Below are 12175 nucleotides of genomic sequence, written 5' to 3' on the forward strand. Positions count from 1 at the left end.
GGGGCGGAGGGACGGGCCGGTTGGGTTGATGCCCGTCATCTCCGATGGGCGAGCGGTGCTTTGCCTGCGCGACGTCCACGTCCGGCCTCCTCCGGTCTCCCGCCCACGGTAAAGGTTACGGCGGGCCCCTGCAGAGATTCCGGCCCACCGCAGAGTCCGGATACCGGCCAGGTTGAGCCAGGCGTCACTCTGACAGCCCGCCAGTGGAAAGCGGCCTCCCCGAAAACCTGCCAACACCGCACGGAACTTGGCGCGGCGCACGGCACCGAGTGGCACTCGCCGGCGTGATGTACGGCTGCGGGCCGGCGTCGCATGGCGTGAGGTCCCCGCGGAGATGGCGGGCTGCTCCAGAGGTGACGGCCTGGCGCCGACTGCGTGTCTGGACCGAGGCCGCGACGTCTGGCCACGCGCGCACGCTGCCCTGTTGGCCGAGCTCCACCGCGCCAGCCTGATGAACCTGGACGACTGCTCCGTGAACGGATCACACATCCCGGCTCTCAAAGGGGAGATAACGGAGGCCCCTCACCCTTCGACCTTGCCCGCCCCGACTCCAAGCACCACCTGATCGTCGACCGCCGCGGAACCCTACTCGCCGTCACGCTCACCGGCAGCAACCGGCACGACGTCACCCAGCTCCTGCCGCGGCCGGACGTCATTCCATCGCTTCGGGAATGGAAAGGACACCCCCGCCGCAAACGCCGGTGTTTGTATGCTGACCGAGGCTACGACGTCGACAAGCCCCGCCGCCTGCTGAGGAAGCGTGGCATCCAACCGTGATCGTCCGACGCGGCGTCGCCCCCGGCTCCGGACCGGGCAAGGTGCGCCGGGCGGTCGAGCGCGCCTTCGTCTGGCTGCACCAGTTCAAACGGCTCCGCACCCGCTACGAACGACGCGCCGATCTCCACCAGGGCCTGCTCGAACTGGCCCGCAGCCTCATACGCCCCCACCGCCTGCGAACCACGTCCTGAGACGATCAGTTGGCTACGCTGAACCACCCCGGTCGCACCTCGGTCAGAAGCGGTCCCAGCGACTGCACTGCGGACCGCATGTCCTGATCCGCGACGTCTAGAGGCTCCGGCAGACTCCTCCCATAGCCGCGCAGTCGCCAGAAGTCGAAGACTGCACTCCCGTCGGCTGCGAAATCCACATCGACCTCAGTGCCGTCGTCGCTAACGAAACGGCACCCGAAGCCATGAACCTGGTAGGAGTAGCTGCCGATGTGATCACTCCGGCTGATCCGGCGCGAATTGGCCAGGACAACAACATCCGCCAGCCGTTCAAGCGAGGGGATTGCCGCCCTCATGGCCTCATCAATCGCGTTCAGAGCGCGGACGTAACCGAGCACGAGGTCTCGCGCAGCCCCAACCCGTTCCATACGACGTCATCCCCCATGAGTCCGTAGCTGAAGGGATTGTTTCATGGGGCCGCCAGTGCCTCCGCCTAGACGCCATTCCAAAACGATCAGTTAGCCGTCATCAGGGCTGGCCCGCCTGCGTCGCCGCAGCGGTGCTGTCACCCACATCGCCAGTCCGACAAGGGACAAGATCACCGTCCCCCCGATGACGGTAGGGATGGCCACCATCACAAAAATGGAAAACAGCAGCTCTGCCCACGTCGGCTCCTCGCCCACCGTGCTCCCATCTTGCGCCATAAACACCACGACGCTGGCAAGCAGCGATCAGTTCCGGACGCACGGGCCCGGTCATGCGGGCCCCGCTGGATTCATGTTCCGCCGTAACTCGTCCTGTACAGCAGGCAGCAGGCAGCAGGCAGCAGAACGGTGGTCCAAACGAAACACCTACCCAAGTGCCGGAGAGTGCTCGGCTGGACGGCGCCCCCAGGCCGAGATCAGCGGCGCGAGTGTCAGGTCGAGTTCGCCCGCGTCGATGGCGGCCAGGTGCGCGTCGATCTCGGCGTCGTCGGCCAGGCCGGCCGCGACCAACTCGCCGCGCACGTGCCGGATGGTCGCCGCCTCCAGCCGGTCACACGCCAGGCCGCCGACCGGGAAAGAGCCCGCCGCGGCGACATCTACCAGGCCGGCCTCACGCAAGGCCCGCGGCAGCGTCCGGCCGTAGCGCAGGTCCGCGCCGCGGCGCGCCAGCAGCTCCCGGACCGCGTCACGCAGCCGGTTGGCCCGCCGCTGCGCAGGGTCGCTGTCGTCCAGGCATGCCAGGGGCTGCAGAGCGGTATCGGCGTCCTCGACCAGTAGCCAGCCGCCGGGCCGTAGCGCTGCCGCCATCGTGGCCAACGCGCGAGCCCGGTCGGGTACGTGGACCAGCACAAGCCGGGCGTGCACCAGATCGAACGTCCCCGGCTCCGGGGGCGGGTCAACGGCGACGTCGTGCCGACGCACCTCGTACCCGTCGCCGGCCTTCAGCCACGACGGGTCGATGTCCGTGGCCAGCACGTACCCGCTCGGTCCGACGGCCGCCGCGAGCGCCTCCGGGATACCGGGGCCACCGGCCCCCACTTCCCAGCAGCGCGAGCCGACCCCGACCCCCAGGCGGTCGAAGTGCCCGCGCGTCACTCCGTCGAACAGCTCGGCCAGCCAGACGAATCGCTCGCCCGCCTCGGTGCGCGCGTTGTCCAGCAGGTACCCGCGGGCGGGAGCGGACTCTCCGTCGAGCGCGGTAGTCCTGCCTATCGGATCCGGTCGGCCACCGACGTACGGCGGGCGGGGCGAGGAGGTCATAACTACATGGTCAACCTTCCCAGGCCACCAGCGCTACGACGACGGGGAGAGGGATGACTCACACAGCCGACGAGCCGCGCACGTCCTACAGCGCGGTTCTGCACCGTGACGCGCCGGAAGCGGTACATGTATTCGGTCCCGCCGCCGGCGCATCAGGCGCGGGACTGCGCGCTGACCGGACTATCGGCTATGGCCGGTTTGGCCTCGTACCGGATGCCTTCGGTCACGACAGAAAGGACGTAAAGTCGGGCCAGGGAATCCAGCAGATGCACGTCCCCGTTCGTGACGGGTGGTACCTCAGGGCTTCCCTCCCGACAGGCCGTCATGAACCGGACACCGTCCTACTACGCCGAAGCCCTGACATCCGGATGCAGCCCCTGCCAACCCACCCTGCCCGTCTCCTGGAGCCTCCCTGTCGTTACGGGAGGCTTTCGTCCTCAACTTCGTCACCATGGCGGAGCGGGGAGGTACAGGCCGAGGGTGTCGAGCGGTAGGTAGCCGAGCAGTTGCCAGGCGGTGCGCTTCTGCAGGTGGCCGGGACGCTTGCGCACGGTGGAGGCGATGCGGCCCTGGCCGGGTTCGGTGCGGGCGCCGAGGATGTGGGGCTGCCGGGTGCCTTCGTTCAGGTGCGGCGATGTGTTCGGATGCGCCAGCGGATCGTGTGCTTGAGAGGGATCGACACGAGCCAGGTCCACAGGCCTGCCTGGGGAGAGACGGCGAAGGCCATGGCCACGGACGCTGCGCAGACCAGGAAGACCGCACCCAGCTCGGTGACGGTGATACGTCCGACGCGGTCGGGGATCGGCCGGGCTTGCAGGCTGCTGCGCCGCCAGACAGTCAGGAACATGGACAGGTGCAGCAGGGTGATCAGGGCGATGGCGGCAGCGTAGGCGGACACGGCCAGGGGTTCGCGGCCACCGTACTCGGACAGCAGCGCGGTGGGGAACGGCACCAGGGCCACCGCGCCGAGGCCGGCCAGGGTCAGGCGTACGGTGAGGGTGTCCACCCGCCGCACCTGGTGGAGAAGCCATCGCTGATCGCGCCAGAGGGCAGCGAGGACGGCGAAGCTGAGGGCGTAGGCACCGAGGTGGGGCCACACCTGGCGCATCGCGTGCTGGAAGTCCGGCTCGCTCAACCCGCCGGGGACAGAGATATCAAGGACCAGGAGCGTCATGGCGATCGCGTAGATCCCGTCGGACAAGGCGACCAGCCGCTCCGGGCTCTCCGCTCCCGATACCTCGCCACGGTCTGCCGTACTGTCCGCGCCGGTCACAGCCATGCCAGCCACGCTAGAACGCGCCCACGCCGACCCCCAGCGGCCACGCCTCGACATCACCCGATCTCGGGAGCCAGGTCACGCCCTCTCCCCGGCCTTCCCCGGCCCTTCCCGGCCCTTCCCGGCCAAGCACTGCCCGGAACAACCGACCGCTGAGCACAAGATGACCAAAGGAATCGCTCACCGATCAAGCGAAGTGATCAGACACAGCGGAACTACAGCATGCTGAATTGCGCGGGCCGGAACACAGCGAGCCAGGGGCCATCACGCCGGCAGTGACCGCGCGGCGCTGCAACACCTCGAAGTACAGCGCGCCCGCTACCCGGGACGGTCTGAACATCGGCCAGAGCCGCGCCTGCCCGGGCAGCCGCGGGCGACTGCAGGTCGGCGTAATCGAAGAAACGCCGACACGAGACCGGGCAGACGACAACGTCGCGTACGCGCACCAAGAGGGTCTTGTCCCGGCCGCCAGCCGACTGTGGGGATGAAGGCCGGCGCGCACGTCCGCCGCGGCCACCGCGGATCGACAGGTGCGTTCGAGGTGCGGGTGCGCCACCGGCACCGGACCGCCTTCCTCACCTCTTCAAAGAGAACCGGACAGCACCCAGCACACGCTCCACGGGGAAGTAGCCGAACCGCCGCGAGTCAAAGCTCACCTTCTGGTTGTCCCCGAGCAGGACGAGCCGTCCGCCGGGCACCGTGTCCTCGGGTACATCGGCCAGCGCCGGTACCCGGTCCCTGGGGACCACGTCACCCGGCACGGCCGCGATCCTTTTGATCAGCCACTCCCGCGAGGCCACTTCCGCGCCGCCGGCTGCCGGTGAGAGAGGAGGGTGCGACCAGCCGACACCGGGGACAGGACGTTCGACCACCACTACCCGTCCGATCGTGAGCGCAGGCGCACGTCGCACCAGCACGCGGTCGCCGTCGGCGTAGGAGGGTTCCATGCTCGCGCCTCGTACGGTGACCGCGACCAGGTTGCGGGCCAGCCACGTTCCGGTGACGGCGCCCAGGCCCACCAGCGCGGGAACACCTGCGCCGACCACCAGGGCCCAGGACGGGAGGCCGCGGCTCCGTTGCCACCCGCCGGACACCTCTTTCATGACAGTCATGACCTTCCTCGCACGGATTCCTCAACGGGAGCGAGCTCACAGGCGGACTCACAGGCGGACTCACGGGCGGGCTCACAAGCGGACGCATAGCCGGACGCCTGCAACGTGAAGAGGTGCGCGTACTGCCCGTTGAGTGCCATGAGGCGCTCGTGGTCGCCCTCCTCGGTGACGCGCCCCTGGGACAGGACCACGATGTGGTCGGCTTCACGTACGGCACCGAGGCGATGGGACACCAGGAGGCTGGTGTGGCCCTGCCGGTGCCGCCGGAGGGAGGCATGGATCTCGGCCTCGGCCTCCGCGTCCAGACCGGCCGACGGCTCGTCGAGGATCATCAGGTCACGGCGGTCCCGCAGGAACGCCCGGGCCAGCGCCAGCCGCTGCCACTGACCGCCCGACAGCACGACACCGGCCTCCGGCTCGTTCTCCTCACCGTCCATGAAGAACGTCCGAGTCAGCAGCGTGTCGTAACCGCGGGGAAGCCCGGCGAGCTTCTCGTGCACACCGGCGCGTTGTGCGGCACCCGTGATGCGGTCCTCATCGCCGATGAGCCGGATGTCCCCCAGGCCGATGTTCTCGGCGGCTGTCATGTCGTACTGCATGAAGTCCTGGAACACGGCGGTGATACGGCTGCGAAGCTCCGCGGCATCCGTGTCACGGATGTCCACGCCGTCCCACAGGACAGTGCCCCGTGTCGGGTCGTAGAACCGGCAGAGCAACTTCACCAGCGTTGACTTCCCTGCCCCGTTGAGTCCCACCAGCGCGACGGCCGCGCCGTGGGGAATGTGCAAGGACACACCCCGAAGCACCCAGGGGTGACGCTCCGAGTAGCGGAACCAGACGTCGCGAAGCTCGATGCCCTTCCGTAGCGGAGGGAGGGGGCGTGGCGGACAGGCGAGGGGAAGATCCGGCCCGGCGCGGACAACGGTGAGGTAGTGGTCGAACATCAGCAGCGCATGGTGGGCGGCTGCCATCGCACTCGCACAGGTGACTACCGCGGCCTGGACACCGGCGACGGCTGCGGCGAACACGGTGACGTCCCCCACCGACAGCGTGCCTGCCCTTGCCGCGCCGACCGCCCAGAGCAGGCCCGCACCGGATATGCCGGCGCCCAGCACCGCTGTGCTCCCATGGGCCAGGGCCTCGCGCAGGTCCGTGCTGCGTCGTGCGGCGTTGGCGGCGCGCCGTTCACCGAGCATGCGAGCGCGCAGGAAGCCGGCCACACCGAACAGGCGCACTTCCTTGGCGGCGTCCACGCTCGACAACAGGTCGCTGTAGAAGAATTCCTTCCGCTCCGCCGGGCCGATGTCCCACAGCATCCGTGCCCGCCTGCGCGAGAGCGCCGTCTCTGCCAGGACGGCCGGAATGCCGGCTGCGATCGTGAGGCCGGCGAACAGCGGGCTGAGCAGGAGCAGCGTGCCGAGGAAGCCTCCAACGGCGAGCGCCGCGCGGCACACGCCCAGGAGCCCGTCGACCACGGCGTTGGGCGTGCTGCGGCCCGCCTGCTGGGCAAGGCGCAGGTGGTCGAGGAACGCGGGGTTCTCAAAGCGCTCCAGCCCCGTGAAGCGGCCCACCGCCACGAACAGCCGGTCCTGGGCGACCAGGCCCACCTTGCGGTCCATCTCGGCCCGTACGTACTGCATGGCCAGGGGCAGGACGGCCATAAGGCCGGTGGCCAGCGCCAGCCCCGCCGCGGGAACGGCGGGTGACATGCCGGGGCCCGGGCCGGACAAGGTGTCCAGCACCGCCTTGGTCAGCCATGCGGTGACCACGGGCAGGGCGCCGGAGGCCACGGCCGCCGCCACGTACAGCGCCAGGGTGGCGGGGGCGGCCCGGCCGGCCAGCGTGACCGCTGCCCACACCCTTGGCAGCAATCCGCCGCCGGTCCGCAGTGGCTCCTTCGTTCCCGGGCGGCCTGGGACGACTCCCTCGGGCCCCTCAGGCCCCTTAGGTTCGTCCGGTCCGTCAGGCCCCTCAGGTCCGTCAGGCCCCTTAGGTCCTTCGGTCATATCGCCGCGGCGGCCGGCTGTTCAGCAGTGACGTCCACGTCGTTCGCGGTGATGACGAGCCTGCCCGAGGGGTCCGGCGCGGCCCGGAGCACGGTGGGGTACGCCTCGGCGCGGAAGGCCCGGCTCAGGGCACCTTCGTGCCCTTCGACCACGACTCGGGCCACCGGCGACAGCTCGTGGACGAACGCGGCGGCCTCCTCGGCGTCGCCCACCACGGTCGCCACCACCTGGTTCCGCCCGCCGGGCAGTGCCCGGGCGTACTCCACGAACTTCGGCATCTTCGCCTTGCACGGCTCGCATGTCGGGGAGAAGAACGCGACGAGGGTGTCACCCGTCAGGGAGTCGTCCGTCAGAGACTCTCCGTCGACCGTGGTGGCGAGGAAGTCTCCCACCGCTTCGCCCACCGCGATCACCGGGGCCTTGCCCACGCCGTTGAGGCGCGCAAGCTCCTCGGTGTGCTCGCGCAGGCGTTTGACCACCCCAAGCGTGAGCACCAGGTCGAGCGTACAGACCAGGCCCACCAGGACGATTGCTGCTGCCAGGACACCCATCGAGTTCCCTTTCGTCAGTGGATCGTTTCTGACCGGAGCGGCCGGCGCCGCCCGGAGGAATCGGCTCTGCTCGCACCGTCCCGCCCGGAGCCCTCAAGTCCCGCCCGAGGAACACCGGGAGCAACAGGGCCGCCGGGGCCGGGGGCGGGGGCAGTCGGCAAGGGGCAGGCGGAGAACGGCTGCAATACGTGAAGGATGTCGTCGAGAAATGCGACAAGTCCGCCCAGGAACACCCCTCCCAGGACGGCCACGACCGACCCTGCAAGAGTGCCCGGGGCAGTGCCGGGTTCCGGACCGGAGGAGGTACCGGCCACAGCCACAGCCACAGCCACGGCCACCAGCACGCCGTTGCGGACGAGATGGCGTGGCCCGAGCACAGTGGCCGAAGCTCCGCCGAAGCACCGGCACGGCGCACTCGTGCCCTGGCGTAAGACAAGCCCGATGACGGCCATGAACACGGACAGCAGGACAGCGGCGATCACCATCCCGGCCACCGCCGGGCCGTTCCAGGGAAGGAACACCAGGACGGCTGCGGCTCCTTCGAGACCCACCACTCCCATGGCGCCTGCCCGGACCAGCCTCAAGGGGACCACACGCAGGGCGGCCACCGACTCCACGAACTTGCCCAGGGCGCCCCGGCCGGCCGCTTTCCCGAGGAACGAGATCGCGAACACCGTCCCGATCAGCCCGCGGGCCACCACTATCAGGTACTCCACCAGACATCTCTCCTCGGCCGCCGCCGGGGGCGCGTGCGCCGGGCGGGGCGACCGGACGCCCATGCGTCCGGGAACTCCCGCCCGGCGCACCGTCCTCCCCCGGGGAGGCGGCGCTCAGCGGAGGTCAGCAGTAGCAGCTGACCTTGCCGCAGTTGTGGGCGCTGTCACAGCAGTAGGCCTTGCACTTGGCGTTGTAGCCGCAGATGTCCTTGCACTGCCAGCAGGCCCCGAAGTCCATCCACGCGCACCACTGGGCACCGGCCGACGCGTCGACCTTGGGGACGAATCGTTCGAGGAGCGAGCTTCCCAGTGCTTCGAGCTTCCTGATCACGACGGTCTCCTCACTGAAGGACCACCACTGCGCCGGTGGACGGCGCACGTGGCGGACCGGCGAACAGCCCGTGCAATGGCGCGGGCCGCGAGGTAGTACGACCAGGAACGCTAGAGCAGGTGATCTTCCACAGCGTCAATCCATGACCCGACTTTCGTCCGTCACCCCTGTCGTACGTCCAGCGCCGACGTCAACCACAGTCGTAGCCCATAGCCCTAGCCCTAGTCGTAGCCGTAGCCGATCAGTGGCTGACTGCTGCCGTCGGCTCGAGTCCGTACGCCCTCCCCATGACATGGTTCAGGCCAAAGGCCTGTGAGGGGCTCTCGCGTTCTTGTCCCCTGTCAGAACCGGAAGGCAGGATGTCCCGTGCTCAGGGCCGGGGCCTGGGACTGGGCCGGGGCCTGGGCCGGTGTCGCCGGACCGGTACGTGGCCACCGGCCTGAACCTCATCGTCAGAACCATGAACAGGATGACAGGGAGAGACGGCGTGTTCACTGTGCTCGTCGTCGACAGCCAAGGACTCACCAGAGCCGGCATAGCCGCACTTCTGCAAGGCGCACCCGACATCACCGCCATCCACGAGGCAGCCGACGGAAGCGAAGCCGTCAGGCAGGCCGCGAGAGTGCGGCCGCATCTGGTTCTGATCGACATCGACCTGCCGGTGATGGACGGCCTCACCGCCGCCGGCCACATCCTGGCCCAGGCCGATGCCCCACCCAAGGTCCTCGTGCTCACCACTCACGACACCGACGAGTACGTATACAGCGCCCTGCGCGCAGGCGTCTCCGGCTTCCTCCTCAAGGACATCGAGCCGCAGCGCCTCCTGTCCGCCGTCTCCAGCGTCATGGCAGGTGACATGCTCTTCGCACCGAGCATCATCCAGCGCCTCATAGCGTCCTACGTGCCGGGCACCCGGTCGGCCGGGAGCCGCCGCAGAGAACTCGCCCGGCTCAGCGTCCGGGAAGCCGAGGTGCTGAGTATGGTCGGCCGGGGCCTGGAGAACGCGGACATCGCCATGCAGCTGGTCGTGAGCGAGTCCACGGTGAAAACCCACCTGTACCGTGTCATGACGAAACTCGGGCTCCGCACCCGTGCCCAGGCCGTCGTTTTCGCCTACGAATCCGGCCTGATCGCGGCGCAGGAGAGGCCATCCGGGCAGTCACCGGGCAGCCCTTCGGCCCCGGCGATCGGCACGTCCACTTCACTTCTGCTGCCCAGGGGTAGAACGAGCCGATGTCCGGGCTGCTCTCCGGCATCCGGTGAGCAGGCGATGGCAATCACGCGGGCAGTATGACGGCGCTGCCGGGGAGAGCAGGAGTCTGCCGGGGGCTCTTCTTGGTGAGACCAGTCGGTGACCTCGACAGGCAGCCGGGGGCTCCCTGGCGGAGAATTCCCGAACGGCCCGGCCACCGCCGGGACTACCTCGTCGGCGCGTTCCCTCAGGGGGCTTCGAGGACAACTACGAGGAACCGCACGCGCCGAGCAGCATCGTGGCTCCCAGCGCGGCGCAGCCAACCGCTCCCGCGTTCACCGACCGCTTCCTGCCGGCCTACCACCAGGCGGCGCACACCCGGCGCATCGCCGCCATCACCTTTGCGCTGGACCGCGTCCGCGAGGAAAGCCAGACATGGGAGGCGATCAAGGCACCTGGCCGCTGCAGCGATGGAAGTCCTCTGATAGCCGGCGTACTACCCGGAGCCGAAGAGGCGTTCGCCTCCCTGTCCTGGTTCGTGCTCCGTGCCGTTCTTCACCATGCCCTGGCCGTGCCGGAGCGCTGTCGGCCTGCTGAGGCCGCCGTACCGCGGGGCACTGTCGCCCTCGGCCATCTCGCGGACGCCCTCGCCCGCGGGGAGGAGGTCCTCGCGAACTGGGGCTCCGGGCACAAAGACCTGCGAACCTCGCCCAGAGCGCTGCCCGCCGGCTCCTACGCCTATGGCAAAAACAAAACCGAGCGGGATGCCCTGATGCAGCCGGTGATCGAGACATGGCTCGCTGACGGCGACGCCTTCCTGCGTCAAACGCGCCACCACGCCCGCCTCTCCCCCGCGCGCAATCCGGCCACGGTCGTGCCTTCACTGCGCCGCCTGCTCCGCCGGCAGCGCCCGGCTCTGCGCCCGCCCGGCTCTGCGCCCGCCCGGTGTTGAGCTCGCGCAGTCTGCACTGCCGCTCTGAAGGGCGACGCGTCCGCCACGCCGTGCTCGGCAACGCCCACCTGCACCACCAGACCCTCGCCCGGGTGGTACGGAAGGGTGCCGGCTCACCAGCATGCCGTAGATCACGTACGGGACCAGCCTCCAGAAGCCCGACGAAGGTCTCGCTTCGGACGGTCTTCCAGCAGGGCCTGTCCGGCCGGTCACTCGGAGATCGCCGACGCGATCGTGAGCAATCCGGCTGCAGTCGTTGATGGCGTCGGCCGGCTGGGGTCAGGGTGCAGGCAGACGCCTGATGGCAGGGTCGTATCCTGAAGCGGGCGATGCAGGCACTGCCATGCGTCGCAGCCGCCCGTCGCAGCCGGGACGCCGCCCCCTCCGGGTACCAGGTACCCGCGTAAACGATCAGGAGTTGACCGGTGATCAGTCTGGCCGCAGTGGGAGGAGTCGCCCTGGTCGAACTGGGCATGGCCCTGACTCCGGGACCGAACATGATCCACCTCGCCTCTCGCGCGATCACTCAAGGCCGCAGGGCTGGCCTGGTCAGCCTGAGCGGGACCGCCGTGGGATTCGTGTGCTACCTGCTGGCTGCTGCCGCGGGTCTGTCCGCGTTGTTCGCCGCCGTGCCGCTGGCCTTCACGCTGGTCAAGCTCGCCGGAGCCGCCTACCTGGCCTACCTGGCCTGGGGCATGCTCAAGCCCGGCGGCCGCTCGCCTTTCGCCCCGGCCCAGGACCTGCCTCCGGTCTCTGACGCCCGCCTGTTCTCGATGGGACTCCTGACCAACCTGCTCAACCCCAAGATCGCTCTCATGTACGCCGCTCTTCTGCCCCAGTTCATGGATGCGCAGGCGGGCCCGGACTGGGCGCAACTGCTCCAGCTCGGTGGTGTGCAGATCATCGTGGGGATCTCCGTGAACGCTCTGATCATGCTGGGCGCAGCACGGATATCGGGGTTCCTGGCCGCCCGGCCCCGTGTGATGGCCGCTCAGCGGTTCGCGTCAGGCGGCTTGCTCGGCATCTTCGCGCTGCGCACCGCCCTGTCCCGTACGCCTGTCTCCGCCTGAGCCGTGTCCGCAGGCCTGTGACACAGGCCTGCGGACACCGGTCCTGCTGGGACCGGCCGAACACGCACGGAGATCGCCGACGCGGTCGTAAGTGACCCGGCTGTCCTCATCGAGGCCGGGTGGCCGTCCCTCACGTGCGCCCTCGCGCAGGCGGGTCGCCTTCCTGTCGGTCTTCTCCGTGGTGCTGTGGCGAATTCCCCGCCGTCACGGGTCCGCACGGATGGAACTGCTGGAGGCGGCCCGCTGATCCGGCTCCAGGGGCCCCGCTAGTGTCGGG

The 12175-nt window shown here is 69.2% G+C and carries 11 protein-coding genes and 1 pseudogene; 4 read left to right on the forward strand and 8 right to left on the reverse strand.

The genetic code is table 11. The features are described from left to right. Positions 1–203 precede the first annotated feature (203 nt). A pseudogene (locus tag ACSNOH_RS13010) lies at positions 204–968 on the forward strand (IS5 family transposase). Positions 969–973: 5 nt separating this feature from the next. Here ACSNOH_RS13010 and ACSNOH_RS13015 read toward each other — a convergent pair. The 8 genes from ACSNOH_RS13015 to ACSNOH_RS13050 all read right to left on the reverse strand — a co-directional run bounded on the left by ACSNOH_RS13015 (position 974) and on the right by ACSNOH_RS13050 (position 8684). Then, complete coding sequence (locus tag ACSNOH_RS13015) at positions 974–1345, reverse strand: DUF6896 domain-containing protein (RefSeq protein WP_436721430.1); 372 nt, start codon at positions 1343–1345, stop codon at positions 974–976. Between the two features lie 453 nt (positions 1346–1798). Further along, positions 1799–2692 carry a methyltransferase domain-containing protein gene (locus ACSNOH_RS13020; protein ID WP_436721431.1) on the reverse strand — a complete coding sequence of 298 codons (894 nt, stop codon included), beginning with the start codon at positions 2690–2692 and terminating at the stop codon, positions 1799–1801. A gap of 622 nt (positions 2693–3314) precedes the next feature. Beyond that, complete coding sequence (locus tag ACSNOH_RS13025) at positions 3315–3971, reverse strand: TMEM175 family protein (protein WP_436721432.1); 657 nt, start codon at positions 3969–3971, stop codon at positions 3315–3317. A gap of 572 nt (positions 3972–4543) precedes the next feature. Further along, on the reverse strand, positions 4544–5080 hold the full coding sequence (locus ACSNOH_RS13030) for a S26 family signal peptidase (RefSeq protein WP_436721433.1): 537 nt from the start codon (positions 5078–5080) through the stop codon (positions 4544–4546). Next, positions 5077–6939 (reverse strand): ABC transporter ATP-binding protein, encoded by a 1863-nt coding sequence (locus tag ACSNOH_RS13035; RefSeq protein WP_436721434.1) that lies wholly within the window; start codon positions 6937–6939, stop codon positions 5077–5079. Before ACSNOH_RS13035 ends, ACSNOH_RS13030 begins: the two co-directional genes overlap by 4 nt. A gap of 143 nt (positions 6940–7082) precedes the next feature. Continuing rightward, positions 7083–7637 carry a TlpA disulfide reductase family protein gene (locus tag ACSNOH_RS13040; protein WP_436721435.1) on the reverse strand — a complete coding sequence of 185 codons (555 nt, stop codon included), beginning with the start codon at positions 7635–7637 and terminating at the stop codon, positions 7083–7085. A 14-nt stretch (positions 7638–7651) separates the two neighbouring features. Further along, entirely contained in the window at positions 7652–8416 is a 765-nt protein-coding gene (locus ACSNOH_RS13045) for a MauE/DoxX family redox-associated membrane protein (RefSeq protein ID WP_436721436.1), read from the reverse strand. Positions 8417–8477: 61 nt separating this feature from the next. Then, a complete protein-coding gene (locus ACSNOH_RS13050; protein ID WP_436721437.1) occupies positions 8478–8684 on the reverse strand; it encodes a hypothetical protein in 207 nt (68 codons plus the stop codon). Positions 8685–9111: 427 nt separating this feature from the next. On the opposite strand from ACSNOH_RS13050, the gene ACSNOH_RS13055 reads away from it, so the two are divergent. The 3 genes from ACSNOH_RS13055 (at position 9112) to ACSNOH_RS13065 (ending at position 11898) form a co-directional block, all read left to right on the forward strand. Beyond that, positions 9112–9978 (forward strand): response regulator, encoded by an 867-nt coding sequence (locus ACSNOH_RS13055; RefSeq protein WP_436721438.1) that lies wholly within the window; start codon positions 9112–9114, stop codon positions 9976–9978. 196 nt (positions 9979–10174) lie between these two features. Further along, complete coding sequence (locus ACSNOH_RS13060) at positions 10175–10828, forward strand: hypothetical protein (protein WP_436721439.1); 654 nt, start codon at positions 10175–10177, stop codon at positions 10826–10828. 425 nt (positions 10829–11253) lie between these two features. Next, positions 11254–11898 carry a LysE family translocator gene (locus ACSNOH_RS13065; protein ID WP_436721440.1) on the forward strand — a complete coding sequence of 215 codons (645 nt, stop codon included), beginning with the start codon at positions 11254–11256 and terminating at the stop codon, positions 11896–11898. Positions 11899–12175 lie beyond the last annotated feature (277 nt).

Origin of the sequence: Streptomyces sp. URMC 127, assembly GCF_051386535.1 — a bacterium.
GTDB lineage: Bacteria > Actinomycetota > Actinomycetes > Streptomycetales > Streptomycetaceae > Streptomyces.

What these genes read in the sequence shown, in the direction of transcription:
- ACSNOH_RS13020 (WP_436721431.1), bottom strand. Translation starts at nt 2,692, where the DNA reads ATGACCTCCTCGCCCCGCCCGCCGTACGTCGGTGGCCGACCGGATCCG.
- ACSNOH_RS13025 (WP_436721432.1), bottom strand. Translation starts at nt 3,971, where the DNA reads ATGGCTGTGACCGGCGCGGACAGTACGGCAGACCGTGGCGAGGTATCG.
- ACSNOH_RS13030 (WP_436721433.1), bottom strand. Translation starts at nt 5,080, where the DNA reads ATGACTGTCATGAAAGAGGTGTCCGGCGGGTGGCAACGGAGCCGCGGC.
- ACSNOH_RS13040 (WP_436721435.1), bottom strand. Translation starts at nt 7,637, where the DNA reads ATGGGTGTCCTGGCAGCAGCAATCGTCCTGGTGGGCCTGGTCTGTACG.
- ACSNOH_RS13045 (WP_436721436.1), bottom strand. Translation starts at nt 8,416, where the DNA reads ATGGGCGTCCGGTCGCCCCGCCCGGCGCACGCGCCCCCGGCGGCGGCC.